Source organism: Pseudonocardia sp. D17 (assembly GCF_036984265.1).
Taxonomy (GTDB): Bacteria; Actinomycetota; Actinomycetes; order Mycobacteriales; family Pseudonocardiaceae; genus Pseudonocardia; species Pseudonocardia benzenivorans.
The window spans coordinates 1-16822 of sequence record NZ_BPRG01000014.1; the positions used below are offsets into that span (position 1 = coordinate 1).

At 72.2% G+C, this 16822-nt stretch carries 21 protein-coding genes; 11 read left to right on the forward strand and 10 right to left on the reverse strand.

Going from position 1 to position 16822, the window contains the following annotated elements:
- Positions 1-944: 944 nt before the first annotated feature.
- On the reverse strand, positions 945-1337 hold the full coding sequence (locus PSD17_RS02205; protein ID WP_013673104.1) for a VOC family protein: 393 nt from the start codon (positions 1335-1337) through the stop codon (positions 945-947).
- Positions 1338-1632: 295 nt separating this feature from the next.
- On the opposite strand from PSD17_RS02205, the gene PSD17_RS02210 reads away from it, so the two are divergent.
- Positions 1633-2361 (forward strand): GAF and ANTAR domain-containing protein, encoded by a 729-nt coding sequence (locus tag PSD17_RS02210; protein WP_041759284.1) that lies wholly within the window; start codon positions 1633-1635, stop codon positions 2359-2361.
- A gap of 14 nt (positions 2362-2375) precedes the next feature.
- Here PSD17_RS02210 and PSD17_RS02215 read toward each other — a convergent pair whose 3' ends face one another.
- From PSD17_RS02215 to PSD17_RS02235, 5 genes are all read right to left on the reverse strand, one after another.
- A complete protein-coding gene (locus tag PSD17_RS02215; protein WP_339121187.1) occupies positions 2376-3152 on the reverse strand; it encodes a DUF899 family protein in 777 nt (258 codons plus the stop codon).
- Positions 3153-3309: 157 nt separating this feature from the next.
- The gene (locus PSD17_RS02220) at positions 3310-4302 is read right to left on the reverse strand and encodes an LLM class flavin-dependent oxidoreductase (RefSeq protein WP_013673106.1); all 993 of its coding nucleotides are present in this window, start codon (positions 4300-4302) and stop codon (positions 3310-3312) included.
- Positions 4303-4414: 112 nt separating this feature from the next.
- Positions 4415-4996, reverse strand: a complete 582-nt coding sequence (locus tag PSD17_RS02225) for an arsinothricin resistance N-acetyltransferase ArsN1 family B (protein ID WP_013673107.1) — start codon at positions 4994-4996, stop codon at positions 4415-4417.
- A 62-nt stretch (positions 4997-5058) separates the two neighbouring features.
- Entirely contained in the window at positions 5059-6066 is a 1008-nt protein-coding gene (locus PSD17_RS02230) for a hypothetical protein (RefSeq protein WP_339121190.1), read from the reverse strand.
- Positions 6067-6142: 76 nt separating this feature from the next.
- A complete protein-coding gene (locus PSD17_RS02235; protein WP_339121192.1) occupies positions 6143-6523 on the reverse strand; it encodes an ArsR/SmtB family transcription factor in 381 nt (126 codons plus the stop codon).
- 74 nt (positions 6524-6597) lie between these two features.
- Between PSD17_RS02235 and PSD17_RS02240 the strand changes: the two genes are divergently transcribed.
- Positions 6598-7071 (forward strand): ArsI/CadI family heavy metal resistance metalloenzyme, encoded by a 474-nt coding sequence (locus tag PSD17_RS02240; protein ID WP_339121193.1) that lies wholly within the window; start codon positions 6598-6600, stop codon positions 7069-7071.
- A gap of 72 nt (positions 7072-7143) precedes the next feature.
- On the opposite strand, the gene PSD17_RS02245 is transcribed toward PSD17_RS02240, so the two are convergent.
- The gene (locus tag PSD17_RS02245) at positions 7144-7884 is read right to left on the reverse strand and encodes a dienelactone hydrolase family protein (RefSeq protein ID WP_339121194.1); all 741 of its coding nucleotides are present in this window, start codon (positions 7882-7884) and stop codon (positions 7144-7146) included.
- Between the two features lie 185 nt (positions 7885-8069).
- Entirely contained in the window at positions 8070-8804 is a 735-nt protein-coding gene (locus PSD17_RS02250; RefSeq protein ID WP_339121195.1) for a metallophosphoesterase, read from the reverse strand.
- A 104-nt stretch (positions 8805-8908) separates the two neighbouring features.
- Between PSD17_RS02250 and PSD17_RS02255 the strand changes: the two genes are divergently transcribed.
- From PSD17_RS02255 to PSD17_RS02265, 3 genes are all read left to right on the forward strand, one after another.
- Positions 8909-9259 carry an MmcQ/YjbR family DNA-binding protein gene (locus tag PSD17_RS02255; protein WP_013673113.1) on the forward strand — a complete coding sequence of 117 codons (351 nt, stop codon included), beginning with the start codon at positions 8909-8911 and terminating at the stop codon, positions 9257-9259.
- Positions 9260-9424: 165 nt separating this feature from the next.
- The gene (locus PSD17_RS02260) at positions 9425-9679 is read left to right on the forward strand and encodes a hypothetical protein (RefSeq protein ID WP_013673114.1); all 255 of its coding nucleotides are present in this window, start codon (positions 9425-9427) and stop codon (positions 9677-9679) included.
- Positions 9680-9959: 280 nt separating this feature from the next.
- Positions 9960-10406 (forward strand): hypothetical protein, encoded by a 447-nt coding sequence (locus tag PSD17_RS02265; protein ID WP_339121198.1) that lies wholly within the window; start codon positions 9960-9962, stop codon positions 10404-10406.
- 2 nt (positions 10407-10408) lie between these two features.
- On the opposite strand, the gene PSD17_RS02270 is transcribed toward PSD17_RS02265, so the two are convergent.
- On the reverse strand, positions 10409-10957 hold the full coding sequence (locus PSD17_RS02270) for a GNAT family N-acetyltransferase (RefSeq protein WP_339121200.1): 549 nt from the start codon (positions 10955-10957) through the stop codon (positions 10409-10411).
- Between the two features lie 218 nt (positions 10958-11175).
- Between PSD17_RS02270 and PSD17_RS02275 the strand changes: the two genes are divergently transcribed.
- Entirely contained in the window at positions 11176-12012 is an 837-nt protein-coding gene (locus tag PSD17_RS02275) for a GNAT family N-acetyltransferase (protein WP_339121202.1), read from the forward strand.
- Positions 12013-12023: 11 nt separating this feature from the next.
- Here PSD17_RS02275 and PSD17_RS02280 read toward each other — a convergent pair whose 3' ends face one another.
- Positions 12024-12443 (reverse strand): cupin domain-containing protein, encoded by a 420-nt coding sequence (locus PSD17_RS02280; RefSeq protein WP_339121204.1) that lies wholly within the window; start codon positions 12441-12443, stop codon positions 12024-12026.
- A gap of 80 nt (positions 12444-12523) precedes the next feature.
- Between PSD17_RS02280 and PSD17_RS02285 the strand changes: the two genes are divergently transcribed.
- The 5 genes from PSD17_RS02285 to PSD17_RS02305 all read left to right on the forward strand — a co-directional run bounded on the left by PSD17_RS02285 (position 12524) and on the right by PSD17_RS02305 (position 16738).
- Positions 12524-13144: a TetR/AcrR family transcriptional regulator gene (locus tag PSD17_RS02285; protein WP_013673119.1), complete on the forward strand. Its 621-nt coding sequence runs from the start codon at positions 12524-12526 to the stop codon at positions 13142-13144.
- 93 nt (positions 13145-13237) lie between these two features.
- Positions 13238-14062 (forward strand): SDR family oxidoreductase, encoded by an 825-nt coding sequence (locus PSD17_RS02290; protein ID WP_339121206.1) that lies wholly within the window; start codon positions 13238-13240, stop codon positions 14060-14062.
- 28 nt (positions 14063-14090) lie between these two features.
- The gene (locus PSD17_RS02295; protein WP_049803610.1) at positions 14091-15311 is read left to right on the forward strand and encodes an acyl-CoA dehydrogenase family protein; all 1221 of its coding nucleotides are present in this window, start codon (positions 14091-14093) and stop codon (positions 15309-15311) included.
- Positions 15312-15398: 87 nt separating this feature from the next.
- Positions 15399-15821, forward strand: coding sequence for a hypothetical protein (locus tag PSD17_RS02300; protein ID WP_103384439.1), 423 nt, complete (start codon positions 15399-15401; stop codon positions 15819-15821).
- A 107-nt stretch (positions 15822-15928) separates the two neighbouring features.
- A complete protein-coding gene (locus PSD17_RS02305) occupies positions 15929-16738 on the forward strand; it encodes a Bax inhibitor-1/YccA family protein (protein ID WP_339121210.1) in 810 nt (269 codons plus the stop codon).
- Positions 16739-16822 lie beyond the last annotated feature (84 nt).

The window sequence follows — 16822 nt, forward strand, 5'->3', positions numbered from 1 at the left end:
GGTCCTTCCCCCGGGACACGCCCGGAGCTACAGACCAGTTACACCGAAGATCAGACACTCCCCCGGCGTGTTGGCGGGGCGTGGGGTGGCCGGTGATCGTCGGTTGCAGGGCATGGGCGCACGTCGATGCGCTCAGGTGATCATCGCGGGGGTGGGGGGTCGGGGGCCCGGAGCGGGCCGGGTGCGTTCGTGCGGTGCCCCGGGGTGTCGCGTCCCGTGGGTGATCGCCGCACGCGGGACATGGGCGTGCGTGGATGCGCTCAGGTCCCTGGCACGGTGATCATCCGCGGGTCAGGGCGCCACGGGGAAGGCGGGCTCGCTGTGGTGTCCGCTGGTGATCGCCGGTTGCGGGACATGGGCGCATGTGGCGGCGCTCAGGTCCCTGCCTCGATGATCACCCGCGGCTGGGATGCCCGAGGCTGCGGCGGGCTCGGGGTTGCGGCAGGCCCCGGTGAGGTCGCGCTGGCGGGGCGTTGCCAGTGGTGATCGTCGGTTGGGGGACTTGGGCGCATGTGGGTGCGCTGAGGTCCCGGTGTAAGGGATCATCCGCGGGGTTGGGGCGTCTGGGGGCGCAGGCAGGCGTGCTTGCTGTGGTGCTCCAGAGTAGGTCTCCGTGGGTGATCGCGGCTCGCGGGACTTGGGCGCATGTGGCTGCGCTCAGGTCCCCGGCTCGGTGATCATCCGAGGCTCGGGCGCCCGGGGTGTCACGGGCCCAGGGCGTTGGCCGGGGTGATCGTGAGGTGAGGGACATCGGCGCGTGGATGCGCTCAGGTCCCTGCTTCGATGATCACCCGGGGTCGACGCCCGCCAGCCGGGGCCCGAACCCGGTTTGGGGGCTGAACCCAGGTCTGAAGCCCGAACCCGAGCTCCGGCCTGAACCGACTTCGGCCACCCGGGCCCGAACCCGAGGCCGGGTCCCCGATCCGAGGCGGTCGTCGAGGACCTCAGTCGGTCGGACCGGAGAAGCCGATCAGCACACCTCCCGGCGCGCGGACGAGCGCGGTGCACACGCCCGGCATTATCTTCGTCGGCGGCGTGACCGGCTCGGCGCCGGCCTCCACGGCGTGGGCGAAGGCGGCGTGTGTGTCCCGGACGTGCACCGTCGGCGTGCTGCCGGGCTGTTCAGCGGGGGCCGTCCGCCGGATGCCCCCGCCGCCGACGTCCGAGTAGGCGAACAGGTGGTAGTCGCCCGACCCCGTGGGGAAGGGCGGCCGGAAGGACCACCCGAGGACGTCGGCGCACCAGGCCCGCGTGGCCTCGACGTCGTCGCTGGCGAAGTCGGTGTGCGTGATCCAGCCGTAGACGCCATCGGTGAACTCGTGCGTGGGCTCTGTCATCGTCATCCTCTCGGACGGGTGTCGGTACCCGTCCGACTGTCCGACGGCGCCCGACTCATCGGCGGTCCGGTCGGTGACTCCCGCGCGCCGCAACAATTCCGGGCACTGACGTGGACTCGCGATCCACGACCGGGGCCCGCGCGCGTGGGCCGGAGGACGGTCCGGCCGGCTCGTGGGTGGAACCGGCCGGACCTGAGACGCCACCCGGACGCGCCCGAGCCGAGCCCTGCGCGCCCCCTACCCACCCACTCCACGAGCCATGCGGGCGATCTTCGATCTGGTTACGATTTTCCGTGTGGCCGGTTCCCAGGACCTCGCCGACACGTTCGCGTCGGTTGCTCGGGCACTGGAGGCAGCGAGCGACCCGACCGAGACCCGCCATGTCGTGACGCGGACGGCGGTCGAGATCGTTCCGGGCTGCGACCACGCGAGCATCTCGCTGATCGCCCGGCGCGGCGGGGTGACCACCGTCGCCGCGACCGACGAGGTCGTCCGGCGCGTCGACGCCATCCAGTACCGCCTCGGTGAGGGGCCGGCCCTCGACGCGATCGCCGACCACGCCGTCTACGCGATCGACGACCTCGCGCAGGCGTCGCGGCTGTGGCCCCGCTTCGTCGAGAAGGCGGCGAAGGAGATCGGCGTCGCGAGCATGCTGTGCTTCCGGCTCTACACCGCCGACGACACCGCGGGCGCGTTGAACCTCTACGCGCGGCGCCCTCACGCGTTCACCGGCGAGTCGCGCGCCGTCGGTGCGATCCTCGCCGCGCATGCCGCCGTCGCACTGCTCGCGGCGGGCCAGCACGAGAACGTCGAGAACCTCGAGACCGCGCTGGCCAGCAGCCGGGAGATCGGGACCGCCGTCGGCGTGGTGATGATGCGGCGCAACGTCGCGCGCGACGAGGCGTTCGGCTTCCTGGTCGATGCGTCGCAACGCCTGAACCACAAGCTGCGTGACCTGGCCGAGGTCATCATCGAGGCCCCGGACGTCATCGACCGCCTCGGAGCCCGGGTACGGCAACGCTGAGTGCGGGTCGGCCCTCAGTGGCAGGAACCGTCGCGGCCGAGGGTCTCGACGGGTGTCGCGCCGGGGCGGCCCCACTGCGGGACGGGGCGGCTCGTCGGACCCCAGGTGATGTGTCCGTCCGCGTCGGTGCGCCACGCCGGCGGCCGCCCCTCGGGCCAGCCCTCGGGGTTGGTCTCCCAGGCCTCGCGGCGGCCGTAGGGCGTCATGTCGAGCAGGCCGAGCGAGAAGTTGACGCGTTCGTTGCCGCGCCCCGTCGTCGAGTAGGTGAGGAACGTGCGGTCGCCGTCGCGCAGGAAGCACGTGATGTGGCCCATGTCCTCGCCCACCGGCGCCGGCACGTCGCGCACCGAGTACCAGGGTTCGGTGTAGCCCATGAACTCGACGAAGTCGGCGACCTCGGGCCAGCGGCCCACCGTGAGGACGGCGTAGGAGACGCCGCGGGCGTGGAGGTAGGCGGCGTCGTGCACGTGCCAGGCCGCGGTGGTGCAGCCCTCGCACTGACCCTGGTGCGGCGCGCCGTCCCACCACATGTGCTTGTAGACGACGAGCTCCTCGCGGCCCTGGAACAGGTCCAGGAAGGGGACCGGGCCGTCGGCTCCGACGACCTGCACCGTCCCGTCGAACTCGACCATCGGCAGCCGGCGACGCGCCGCGGCGAGGGCGTCGCCCTCACGGGTGTGGGCCTTCTCGCGGACCAGGAGCTCGGCGCGGGCGGCCTGCCACGTCGCGAGGTCGACGACGGGCGGGCGGCCGGGCCGTGCGGTGGACGGGTGGGGCGGGGCGGTCGTCATGGGGGTCCTCCGGAGTTCGACGCTCTGCGGAGGAGACCGCCGCGCGGGCCGGAACTCATCTGTGAGTCTCGGATCTGTGAGCCGGTCGGCCGCGACCCGGCCGCTGCTGCGCGGACACCACGGGCCCCGGTGCGACCCGGGGCCCGTGTGCCACGCCTCAGCCCGCGTTGACCTTCGGCAGGATCTCCTCCTTGAGCCGCTTGAGGTCGTCCATGGTCTTGGCGACGGGCACGTCGGCGAACGGCGGCCAGATGAGCGGCATCGTCAGCCCGGCCTCCTTGTAGGCCTTGAGCCGGTCGGTGATCTGACCGGCGGTCCCGACCATCAGGTTGGTGACCCGGCCCTGGTCGGACTGGTCGGTCTCCTCGTCGGTGATCACCGTCCACAGCATGCTGCAGACCTCGAGGTCGTCGACCGAGCGCTTGGTGTCGAGCTCGTCGAGCTCTCGCTGGATGGCGCTGCGCCAGTTCTTGATGTCCTCGGGGGAGTCCTGGATGCCGATCCAGCCCGACAGGTTGTACTTCGCGATGCGAGCCGCCGAGCGCTTCGGGTCCTTCAGCCCGGAGAAGAAGATCGGCGGGTGCGGCTTCTGGATCGGCTTGGCGCCGAAGCCGCAGGGCTCGAAGTCGGCGAACTCGCCGTGGTACTCGAAGATGTCGTTGGTCCACACGCCCTGCAGGACCTCGATCGTCTCGCGCACGTGCTTGTGCCGCTTGGGGAAGATGTGCGCGGCGCTCGCGGCGGCGAACTCCTCGGGCATCCAGCCGGAGCCGACACCGACGTTGAGGCGGCCGTCGGAGAGGTGGTCGATCGTCGCCAGCTCGGCGGCGAGGACGCCGGGGGCACGGAACGGGGTGTCGATGATGCTCATCCCGATGCGGACCTTGGTCGTCTTCGCGGCCAGCCACGGGATCAGCGGGAAGCCCTGCAGGAACGTGCCGCGTGCGGCGACCGGCAGCGCGTTGGGCAGCCCCTCCATCATGCCGAAGGGGTACTGCAGCTCCCCGCGGTCCGAGGACTCCGGGACGACGATGCGGTCCAGCGTCCACACGGAGTCGAGGTCGAGGTCCTCGGCGAGGGCGGTGAGGTCCTCGAGATCCTTGACGGTCACCTCGGTGCGGAAGTTCGGCAGGTACAGAGCGAGCTTCATGGAGACGGCCTCCTTGCCGTGCACAGACGGGTCGCTGCTGCGACGCGCGTCCGGTCGGTGCGCCGTCGAGCTCGACCCAGGGACCCCGAGCCTAATGGGAGCGTGGTCCGCGTCACATACCGAGCGGAGCGGTGACCTGGTCGACCGGGCAGCCCTGACCGGGTGGCGCGAGGGGATCGGCGGGGGTGTCCGCCGGTTCGCGCAGCCGCCGCTGCCACCAGCTGATGTCGTGCCAGCGGCCGAGCTTGAAGCCGACGTCGTGCCAGGTCCCGACGTGCGCGAAGCCCAGCGTCCGGTGGAGCCCGATGCTGGCGTCGTTGGGCAGCGTGATGCCGGCGAACGCCTGGATGTGGCCCTGCGCGGCGAGCATGTCGAGCAGGACGCGGTAGAGCTCGCGGCCCAGCCCGGTGCGCCGCGCGGTGAGGTCGACGTACACGCTGACCTCGACGGCCCACCGGTAGGCGGGCCGTTGCCTGAGCTCGCCCGCGTAGGCGTAGCCGACGATGCGGCCGCCGATCTCGCCGACCAGCCACGGCAGCCGCTGCAGGGTGTGGTCGATGCGGCGGGCCATCGTCGCCGTGTCGGGCGGGGTCGTCTCGAACGAGATCGCCGTGTCACGGACGTAGGGCGCGTAGATCGCGGCGACGGCCGCGGCGTCGGAGGCCGTCGCGAGCCGGATCGTCGGGGTGCTCACGTCGACGAGTCTGCGGCACGGCCGCGGACGGGTTCCGCCGCAGCGCGGCACGTCACAGCGGGTCAGGTGGGTGCGGCCGGACCGAGGACGACGTCCCCGCGCGCGGCGTGCTCGACCGTGAGCCAGGTTCCGCGGTCGACGCGCGCGGCGTAGCCGGCGTGGCCGGGGGAGCCGGGTGGCCAGGCGCGCAGGAGGTCGTCGTGCCAGCGGTCGTGGTCGTAGCGGACGGGTACCGCGTCGACCCGCAGGCCGTCGACTGCGACGCCGTAGAGACCGTCGGCCGGCGGGCGCGGGTCGGCGCAGATGCGCGTCATGACCCCGAACCGCCGACCGCGGAAGGTCGGCAGCCCCGCGCACCCGTTGTTGGCGACGACGTACCGGCGGCCGCCGGCGACGTGGTCCTGGATGTACGGCAGCCCCGTGTGGGTGCAGCACAGCGTGGTGACGTCGGCGCGCCGGCACCAGTCGACGACGGTCTCCGGTGTGGTGGCCGTCCCCGCGAAGCCGGTGGCCGTGCGGGCGCTGTGGTCGGGCGGGTCGACGGCCTCGAGCGCGAGGCGCCAGCCGGCGAGGCTCTCGGGGTCGCCGTGGACGACGCCGACGCGGTGGCCGCCGACGTCGACGGTCAGATGGCGGGGCAGCGCGGCGAGCCGCTCGCGGGCGGCGGTCGGCCCGGCGGACCCGCGCAGCCGGGCCACGACGAGGTTGGAGTTCGTGACGACGTCGTCGGCGACGTAGGAGGGGTAGTCGCAGCCGCACCCCACGGTGTCGTCGGGGGCGGTCAGGGCGTACTCGACGTTGCCGAGGGTGGCGTGGTGGTCGTGGACGCCGGCCTCGATCGCGGCGAACCGGTCGGGCTCGACGTCGAGGTAGTGGAAGTCGCCGTTGAACACGATCTCGGGTGGGGACGGTTCCTCGGCGGCCCGGGCGAGCACCGCGTCGAGCGCCCGGGTGTTGCCGTAGAGCCCGCCGACGACGTAGAGCGTCGACGTCGCGAACGCGACCGGCCCGGCCAGGTCCTCGGGCCGGTACCGGTAGGCGACGGGACAGCTGCGTCCCGGGTTGGCCACGGCTACACCACCCGGTCCGCGACGAGGACGCGCCCGACGCCGTCGGCGAGCAGCCGACGGCGGAGCGGGAGCGGGGTCACGTCGCCGGGGTGAGGTCGAGCAGGTCCGCGACCTCGCCCAGCCGCTGCGGGACCGCCCGGTAGTAGACCCAGGTCCCGCGCCGCTCGCCGGTGATCAGCCCGGCCTCGCGCAGCACCTTGAGGTGATGGGAGATGGTCGGCCCGCTGAGGTCGAAGACGCCGGTCAGCTCGCACACGCAGGCCTCCCCGCCGTGGTGGGAGGCGATCATCGACAGCAGCCGCAGCCGCACCGGGTCGCCCATCGCCTTGAACACCCGGGCGAGCTCCACCGCGCGGTCCTCGCCGAGCGGCTCGCGCGTCAACGGCGAGCAGCACGCCTCCGACGCGCGGGGCCCGGGCGCGGGGACGTCACTGATCGGGAGCGTCTGCTTCGACATGTTTCTAGGTTGACAGCCGTCGAATCAGGGTGCAACCTCGTGCTTCGATATCCATCGAATCAAGGAGGAGTGGGATGTCTCGGGTGCAGCTCGCCCTGCGGGTCTCCGACCTGGAGGGCTCGATCGACTTCTACCGGTCGCTGTTCGGCGTCGAGCCGGCCAAGCGCCGTCCCGGGTACGCGAACTTCGCGATCGCCGAACCGCCGCTGAAGCTGGTGCTCATCGAGGGCCCGGCAGGTGGGCCGACCGTCATGGACCACCTCGGTGTGGAGGTCGGGACGGCCGACGAGGTGCACGCGGCCACGGAGCGCCTGTCCGGGCTGGGCCTGGCCACCCGCGTCGAGGACGACACCACGTGTTGTTACGCGCTGCAGGACAAGGTGTGGGTGCACGGGCCGGGCCGCGAGCCGTGGGAGGTCTACACGGTGAAGGCCGACGCGCCCGACGCCACGTCGATCCACCCCGTCGGGGCGCGGCCCGACGCGTCGTGCGAGTGCGGGGTGCCGGCCGCGGCGACCGGCACCGCCGCCGTCGAGTGCTGCGGCTGAGCCGCTGCCCTACCGGGTCTGCGTGGCCCTGTGAGTGGCGATAGTCGCTGTAGCGACTATCGCCACCCACGGTCAGCTCAGGAGATGGCGGACGAAGAACCGCGTCGCGCTGTCGGACTCGAACCGCGGGACCTCCTTGTGGCGGCCCGCGTTGGCGTGCAACGTCTTCTGTGTCGAGCCGAAGGCGTCGAACAACGCCAGGCCCTGCTCACGAGGGATGTGCTCGTCGTCCCACTGCATCACGAACTCCAGCGGGACGGTGATCTCCTTCGCGGCGGGGGCCACTGAGTCGTGCCAGAAGACGCCGAACACCGCCGCGGCGATCCGTGGTTCGGCGGCCACGAGCGGGATGCCGATCGCGGTGCCCATGTTCAGCCCGAAGTACCCGACGGGGCCGGCACCGATCTCGGGGAGTCGTTGCAGCGCATCGAGTGTCGCCCGCCATTCCGGGACGGCGCGGCGCGCGATGTCGGCGTTGTACTCCTCGACGACCGGACCGACCGGGTCGCCCGCCGCCATCAGTCGCTGCATGATCTCGACCTGTTCCTCGTCGTAGGCCGAGCGCGGCCGGTCGCCGTGCGCGGGGGCGTCGAGGGTGACGGCGCTGAGCCCGCCGTCGAGCACGAGCTTGTGCGCCCGGCCCGACATCGCGGCCGCCCGCTTGTGGGTGCCGCCGCCGTGGCAGAGCAGCACGAGCGGCCCGGTCGGGCCCGTCTCGGCGGACCAGAGGACACCGGGCACGTCGTCTACGACGAAATCGCGTTCGAGCACGCCGTCGGACGAGGTACGGGTCGTGAATTCGATTGGTTTCATGGCAGTCGCCTCTCGGGAGTGGGTGCTCCCGGCGACCATTTCGTCAGCCGACCGCCCGCGACGACGGGAGGAGCACCCGGATCGATGGAACGTTCACAGGTCTCACCCCCTCGGTGTGTGTCACGGACGAACGAAAGGCTAAACCAGGCGGTTCCGGCCGGGCCACCGAATTTCGCCGCGGAAACTCACACGTCCGGCAATAGCCGGAAATGGGTGGTGAGCCGATCGCCGTCGAGGACGTGAAAGGCCAGCCCGGGCGGGAGCCGGTCGGCGAGCAGGATCGGTCCCTCCCACGGCAGCCGCAGGCCCGACCGCACCCCGGGCGCGACGACGAGCGGCCTGCCGCCGAACGTCGTCACCGCCGGGGTGTGCGCGTGCCCGCACAGCAGGGCGACGACCTGCGGGTTCGCCCTCAGAAGCGCGTCGAGGCGTTCCGACGAGCGCTGGCGGATCGCGTCGATCTCCGGGATGTGCAGGGGCGTGGGCGGGTGGTGGAAGGCGAGCAAGGTGGGGGTGGCGGGCGCGTCGGCGAGCAGTTCGGACAGCCGGTCGGCCGTCCACGCCGTCAGCTCGCCGCCGGCCTCGCCCGGGATCGTCGAGTCGTACAGGACGATGCGTGCGTCGGGCAGGTCGTGCGCCCCGACCACCGGCTCGTCGCCCGTGCCGCCGAGCAGTGTCCGGCGGTAGGCGGCGCGGTCGTCGTGGTTGCCGGGGCAGTGCAGCGCCCCGCGGTCGCCGAGCAGGTCGCGCACCTCGCGGTACTCGTCGTCGGTGCCGTGGTCGGTGAGATCGCCGGTGACCAGCATCGCGTCCACGCGCCGGGGCAGCGCGTCGATGTGGGCGAGCACCCTGGCGGCCCGCTCGCGGGCGCGGGCGCTGCCGTCGAGATGCAGGTCGCTGAGGTGGGCCAGCAGGAGCATGGGCCCATCCTGGCCGCCGCGACGGACGGGCGCGTGGGAATGTCCGGGTCGCGCGCGATACTGCGCGGAGCCACGTGCTGGGCGGGATCACGTGTGGAGGACAAGTGGCCGACGCCGAGGACGTGCGCAGGCTCGCGCTCGCGCTGGACGACGTCGAGGAGATCGACAGCGAGGGCTTCGACTTCCGGGTGGGCGGCAAGGGATTCGTCTGGTCCTACCCGGAGCGGGTACCGGGCCGGCGGCGGGTGATCCGCACCGACGTCGCCGTGCTGTACGTCGGCGACGAGGCCGAGAAGCAGGCGCTGCTGCTCGGCGAGCCCGACCTGTTCTTCACCGCCCCGGGTTACGACGGGTTTCCGCTGGTCATGGTGCGTCTCGAGGCGCTCGACGAGGCGCGGCTCGCCGAGCTGGTCGGCGACGCGTGGGCCATGCGCCGCGGGCCGGCAGCCGACTGACCGGCACGTGGGGTTTGCCCCCGCCGCGGCTCGGGGGTTCGGTCCGGTCAGGTCGGGGGCCTGCTCGGTCCTCATCGTGGCAGGAACCGGGCAAAGTATTTCTCAACGGACGGGGCGACATCAAAAAGTCACTCCGAACACAACGAGAAAAATGGGAGCCCACCGATGTTCAAGAGCAGCTGCCACTCCAAGTCCCGCGACCACGACTACGACCACAAGTGGGACAGCAAGTGGGACGACAAGTGCGACGACAAGTACGACAAGTACGACAAGTGGAATGACTGCGACGACAAGTACGGAAAGTACGACGACTGCTGGGACGACAAGTACGGCAAGTGCGACGACGACTACGGCAAGGACAAGTGGGACGACGACAAGTGGGGCTGCCACGACGACAAGTACTCCCACTACAACAGCTGAGCCCGGCCCGGGCGGCGAGAATCGGCCGGTGACGACACCTGTGGGGGCGTCGCCGAGCCGGCCGTCCGGCGACCGACTCGATGCGCGTTCGGGGCACGGGCCGCCCGGACGCGCATCGGTGTGCGTGCCGCACTACCTCTCCGGGCTCCGCGCTCGACCTCGACGCCACGGCCGTGCGACGGTCGTGGCATCGTCGTCCGCGGACGGGTGCGCTGTGGGAGGGCAGGATCGGCGCCGAACACACGTCCGACCTGCGGATGGGGGAGATGTCCTGAGTACCGTGCTGGATTCCCGGCTGCCCGCGCCGTTCGCCCGCGAGCTCGCCGCCGACGACAACGAGGGCTTCACGATCGCCCTGCTCACCGTCGCCGACGGCGGCTGGCCGCACCAGGCGCTGATCAGCGTGGGCGAGATCGTCGCGCTCGACGACGTCCGGCTCCGGCTCGCGACCTGGCCGGCCAGCACCGCCACCCGCAACCTGCTCGCGACCGGGCGCGCCACGCTCGTCGCGGTCGTCGACGCCGAGGTGTTCGCGGTGCGCGTGGAGGTCGCCCCCCGCGAGAGCGGGCTGGAGCTGCAGGTGTTCGACGGGCGCGTCGTCGAGGCCCGCTCCGACACCGCGCCGTACGCGACGGTCGAGTCCGGCATCCGGTTCCGGCTGCACGACCCCGCGGCCGTGAGCTCACGCTGGCGCGCGACCCGGTCGGCGCTGCGCTCGCTGGGCTGACCTCACGCCACGTCCGAGCGCAGCAGTGAGTACATGTACATGTCCCGGCGCTCGGTGCCGACCACCTCCCAGCCGCGCATGAGACCTTCGCGATGGAAGCCCGCGGTCTCGGCCGCCCGCCACGAACCCTTGTTCCAGGGCTCGACGTAGAGCTCGAGCCGCTCGACCTCGGGCAGCGTGAGGGCCCAGGGGGACAACGTCTGCAGGGCGCGGGTCGCCAGCCCGCGGCGGCGGTTGCGCGCGAGCACCCAGTAGCCGATCCGTGCCCGGCCGGGCCCGACGCCGAGGAACCAGAGCCCGATCTGCCCGAGCGGCTCGTCGGTGTCGGAGTCGGCGATGACGAACGGATAGCCGACCCGGTCGGTGACCCGGGCGTACTGCAGCCGGATCCACGCCCGTGCCCGGAACTCGTCGGCGCAGGCGGGGACCGTCGTCACGCGGGGGATGGCGCCGTCGCAGGACGCCTCGACGACCATCGGGAGGTCGTGTTCGCAGAACCCGCGCAGCACGAGCCCGTCGGCGTCGAGCCGCGGCACCCGCGTCTCACCCACAATCGGACAGAGTAGGACGAATTAGACGTCGGGTCGATGTGGGTCATGGGGCGTGCGGCGCAGGACCTCGGCCGCGACCACACTGCTGTCGCGCGGCGCCCCGACGACGGCGGGGTTACGCCGGTCGTGGTGCGCGCAACCCCGGCGCGCCGAGACGCCGCGACGGCGACGGTGCGGTTGCGCGGGACGGGGATCGGGGCGGGGCAGGATGTGTGCCCATGGGGATCGAGGTCCGCGACGCCCGTGCCGACGACGATGCCGCCCTCGCCCGCATCGACGTCCTGACCTGGACCTCCGCCGGCTCACCCGCGCCGCCCCCGGCACCGGGTACGCCGTTCTTCTCCGACCGCACGCGAACGGACGACGTCCTGGTCGCCGAGGTCGACGGCGCGGTCGCGGGCTACGTCGCGCTCGGCGACACCCTGCCCATCCCGGCGCACCGGCACGTTCGTGAGATCCGGGGCCTCGCGGTCGACCCCGGGCTGGGGAGGCGCGGGGTCGGGAGGGCGCTGGTGCTCGCCGCCGTCGACCGGGCGGCGCGGGCGGGCGCGGTCAAGGTGAGCTTGCGCGTCCTCGGCCCCAACACGGGGGCGCGCCGGCTGTACGCGAGGTGCGGGTTCGGCATCGAGGGCGTGCTGCGCGGCGAGTTCCGCATCGACGGCGTCCTCGTCGACGACGTCCTCATGGCGACGTTCCCCGGCGGCGAGCCCCCGCGGCCCGCCGCCCGGTCCGCAGCGCCGGCCGGGCAGCGGCCGGAGCCGTCGTCGTGGGAGCGGGCCGACCGGCTCGACGAGACGCGCAGGCGGCTGCGCACGCTCGAGGCACTGGCCGCGGCGCTGCGCAGGCCCGCCGACGTCGCCGCCGCCGTGACCGCCGCGCCCGACCGACCCACGGCCGCGGCCGCGTTGCAGGAGCTGCTCGGCGTCGCGGCGGACGAGGCGCACGCCGTCCTGCAGATGCAGTGGGGCCGGCTGACCGGCGACACCCTGCCGAGGATCGAGGAGGACGTCCGGGAGCTGCGCGCAGACCTGCGCGATCTCGGCGACGACCGCTGACGCGCGGCGCGCTACGGGACGATCACGCCGTTGTGGCGGCGGTAGATCTCGGCGACCACGTCGGGGTCGGGGGGTCCCGAGGCGGGCAGGGCCGCGCCGATCTCGGACATGAAATCCAGCGCCGACGCCGGGCTCCAGATGCCGAGCACCTTGGCCGGGGTGTCGCCCGGGTTCGCGAACGTGTGCCGGATCCCGCGCTCGGCGAGGATCAGCGTGCCGGGCGGTGCGGGCACCGGGTCGGAGCGCCCCGTCAGGTAGGTGAGCTCGCCGTCGAGGACGTAGATCGCCTCGTCGAACCCGTGGTGGATGTGCGGTGGCGGACCGCCGAACCCGGCGGGGATCGTCATCTCGCAGAAGGCGAGCGCGTCGGTGGCGCCGAGGACGGGCACGGTCTCGCCGGCGTAGGGGAGCTGACGCGGTGCGTCGGTCATGTCGGCAGTCTCGTCCGGTCACGCGGCCGTCGACAAGCCACGTTCTGATGTTGAACTCGAATTCAGGATAGGGTCACCGCATGGACGTGGGGCGGGAGACGCGCGAGCTGCCGCGCACGGCGCGGGGACTGCGCACCCGGGCGGCGCTGGTGGCGGCGGCCCGGCGGGTGTTCGAGCGCGACGGCTACATCGACGCGCGGCTCACCGACATCACGGCGGAGGCCCGCTGCGCGGTGGGCTCGTTCTACACGTACTTCGCGAACAAGGAGGAGATCTTCGCCGCGGTCCTCGAGGAGGCCAAGGAGGAGATGCTCCACCCGAACGTCCGGGAGATGACGGGCACCGACGACCCGGTCGCCGTCATCGAAGCCGCCAACCGTGCCTACCTGGAGGCATACGCGCGCAACGCCAGGCTCATGCGGCTGCTCGACCAGGTCGCCGACATCGACGAGGGCGTCCGGGAGTTGCGCCGCAGGCGCAGCGAGGCCTTCACCCGGCGCAACGCCAGGGCGATCCGCGAGCTGCAGGTGCGCGGGGTCGCCGATCCGGAGCTCGACGCGCTGCTGGCCGCGACGGCCCTGTCGAGCATGGTCAGCCGGATGGCGCAGCTGACGTTCGTGCAGGGCGAGCCGTGGGAGCTCGACGAGCTGGTCGAGACCCTCACGCGGCTGTGGACGAACGCGCTGCGGATCACCGGGTGAGCGTGTGCCGGGTGAGGCCGCGCCCACACCGGCATTGAACCTGAATTTGATTTCATCTATATCTTTCGAGGGGAAGTCGACGAGGAGGTCGCAGTGCGGGTCGCGGGAAAGGTCGCCGTCGTCACCGGCGGAGGAGGCGGGATCGGGGCCGCACTGGCCGCAGCGCTCGCCGGGGCGGGCGCGCGCGTCGTCGTCTCCGACGTCGACGGTGCCGCGGCCGACCGGGTCGCCGCCGAGGCCGATGCCGCCGCGGGCGCGCACGTCGCCGTCGGGGCCGCCGCCGACGCCGCGGACGCCACGGCGATCGCCGGGCTGATCACGCTCGCGGAGCGGGAGTTCGGCCCGGTCGACGTGTACTGCGCGAACGCCGGGATCGGGCCGAAGGGGGGCCTCGACGCCACCGAGGACGAGTGGGACCGCACGATCGACGTCAACGTCCGCGCGCACGTCCGGGCCGCGAAGCTGCTCGTGCCGGGCTGGCTCGAGCGCGGCGAGGGCTACTTCGTCGCCACGGCGTCCGCGGCGGGCCTGCTCACCCAGATCGGGTCCGCGGCCTACGCCGTCAGCAAGCACGCCGCCGTCGGCTTCGCCGAATGGCTCTCGATCACCTACGGCGACCGGGGCGTGCGGGTGAGCTGCCTGTGCCCGATGGGGGTCGACACCGACATGCTGCGCGCGGCGACGACGTCGGACGACCCGATGGGGGCCGCGGCCGGACGCTCGGTCGTCGAGGCGGGCTCGGGGCTGCAGCCGGCCGAGGTCGCCGAGAGCGTCCTCGCTGCGATCGACGACGAGCGCTTCCTCGTGCTGCCGCATCCCGAGGTGCTGGAGATGTACCGCCGCAAGGGGTCCGATTACGACCGGTGGCTGCGCGGGATGCGCCGCTACCAGGCGTCGCTGCTCGCCCCCGAGTCCTGACCCGCAGAAGAGAGGAACGTCCGTGTCGATGTTCGAGATCTCCGACCGTGCCAAGGCCGTCGAGGCCGACCTGCGGGAGTTCATGGACTCCCACGTCTACCCGGCAGAGGCCGTCTACGAGCAGCAGATGCTCGAGGCGGGCGACCCGCACCACCACCCGCAGATCATCGAGGACCTCAAGGCCGAGGCGAAGAAGCGCGGGCTGTGGAACCTGTTCCACCCGCACCCCGACTGGGGCCCGGGGCTGACCAACCTCGAGTACGCGCCGCTCTGCGAGATCATGGGGCGCAGCGCGTTCATCGCGCCGGAGGTCTTCAACTGCAGTGCCCCCGACACCGGCAACATGGAGGTGTTCACGCTCTTCGGCAGCGAGGAGCACAAGGAGCGCTGGCTGCGTCCGCTGCTCGACGGCACGATCCGCTCGGCCTTCGCGATGACCGAGCCCGCGGTCGCGAGCTCCGACGCGACGAACGTCGAGCTGCGCATGGAGCGGGACGGCGACGAGTACGTCCTCAACGGGCGCAAGTGGTTCGCCTCCAACGCGCTGCACGCCAACTGCAAGGTGCTCATCGTCATGGGCAAGACCGATCCCGACGCGCTGCCGCACCGGCAGCAGTCGATGATGGTCGTGCCGATCGACGCGCCCGGCGTGGAGATCGTGCGCAACCTGACCGTCTTCGGCTACGCCGACCGCGAGGGCCACGCCGAGATCACGTTCACCGACGTCCGGGTCCCGGAGAAGGACGTCCTCAAGGGTGAGGGTGAGGGCTTCGCGATCGCGCAGGCCCGGCTCGGCCCCGGCCGCATCCACCACTGCATGCGCACGATCGGCGTCGCCGAGCGTGCACTGGAGCTCATGTGCCGGCGCGCCGACTCCCGCGTCACCTGGGGGCAGCCGCTCTCGGAGCGCGCGAACATCCAGGACTGGATCGCCGAGGCCCGCATCGACATCGAGATGATCCGCCTGCTGACGCTCAAGGCCGCGCATCTGATGGACACCGTCGGCAACAAGGCCGCGCGCACCGAGATCGCCGCGATCAAGGTGGCCGCGCCGAACATCGCGCTGACGATCATCGACCGGGCCATCCAGGTGCACGGCGCCGGCGGCGTCACCGGCGACTTCCCGCTGGCCGCGGCCTACGCCCACGTGCGGACGCTGCGGCTCGCCGACGGGCCCGACGAGGTCCACAAGCGGGCCATCGCCCGTCAGGAGCTGCGCCGGCACCGCGACACCGCCGACGCGGGCTGAGCCGTCGGGGTGACCGGTGCCCCGTCCGGCGGGAAAGTGCCGGTGGGAGGGGGTGCCCGGGCCCCCGCCCGGGTATCGTCACGGGCCGTGGCGGGTGACAGTCCGCTGTGGGTGGGCCTGACGATCTACGCGCTGGTCACGCTCGCGCCGACGCTGATCTTCTGGGCGGCACTCAAGGTGCCGGCCGCGGTCGCCGCGCGCCGTCGCAGGACCGCGCCGCCGCCACCGGCCCGGCCCCCGATCGAGGAGCTGGTGTCGGACCTGCGCCGGCTGCGCCGCGGTCTGCGCGACGGCGTACCCCGCACCCGGGTGCGCCGCGTCGCGCTCCAGTCCGCCTACGACGACGTGCTCCTGGACGTGTGCCGGGCCGTCGGGGTCGACGCGACACGGCTGGCCGCGACGCCCGAGCACGGCTCGGAGCGGGCGTTCGCGCGCCTGGTCGCCGAGGCCGACGTCGAGTCCGCGGGCATCGAGCTCGACCCACCGGGGGAGGGGCGCACCGCGGCGTGACCGGCGACACGCGTCGCCGGTAAAGTCAGCTTTACCAATCGGGAACCAGCAGCGCCGTTCGTGCGTTGAACGGCGTGAAAGACACGCACGCGCTGTAGGAGGACCAGGTGCGCACCACCAGCAACCCGGCGTTCCGCAACCTGCCCCAGCAGGGCGGATATGCCGATTTCGACCGCCAGGCCGGCGCGTTCGGCGCCGGGGCCGCCGCGGCCGACGCGCGTGCGTCGCAGAGCGGTTTCGGCCCCGCGGCGACGAGCGACCGTCGCCTGACGACCGACGACGTCGTCATCAAGACGGCGATCACGGGTGGCGTGGCCCTCGCGGCCGGCATCGCGACGGCGCTCTCGGGCGCCTTCGTACTGACGCTGCCGGCGTTCATCGTCGGCTTCGTCGTGTCGCTGATCGTGATCTTCAAGCAGAGCACGAACCCCGCGCTCGTGCTGATCTACTCGGCGGCGATGGGCGTCGCCCTCGGCGGCATCACCGGCGCGCTGGAGCTGTCCGGGACGCAGTTCGAGGGCATCGGCTTCCAGGCCGTCGTCGGCACGGTCGGCGTCTTCATCGGGATGCTGATCGTCTACAAGACGGGCGCGGTGAAGGTGACGCCGCGGTTCACCAAGTGGCTGATCGGCGCCATAGTCGGCGTCGTCGTCCTGATGCTGGTGAACCTGGTGGTCAGCTTCTTCACCACAGGCGGGCTCGGCCTGCGCGACGGCTCGCCGATCGCGTTCCTGTTCAGCATCGTCTGCATCGGCGTCGCGGCGTTCAGCCTGCTGCTCGACTTCGACCAGGCCGACCGCGCGGTCAAGGCGGGCGCCCCGGCGAAGTTCGCCTGGTACATCGCCTTCGGCCTGATGACGACGCTCGTCTGGCTCTACATCGAGATCCTGCGGCTGCTCTCGTACTTCCGGAACTAGCCGCTCCGCCCCAGGCCCCGACCCGAGGCCGGCCGGGACAGCCCCCCTCCCCGGCCGACGGCGCCGCGGACCCGCTCACACGAG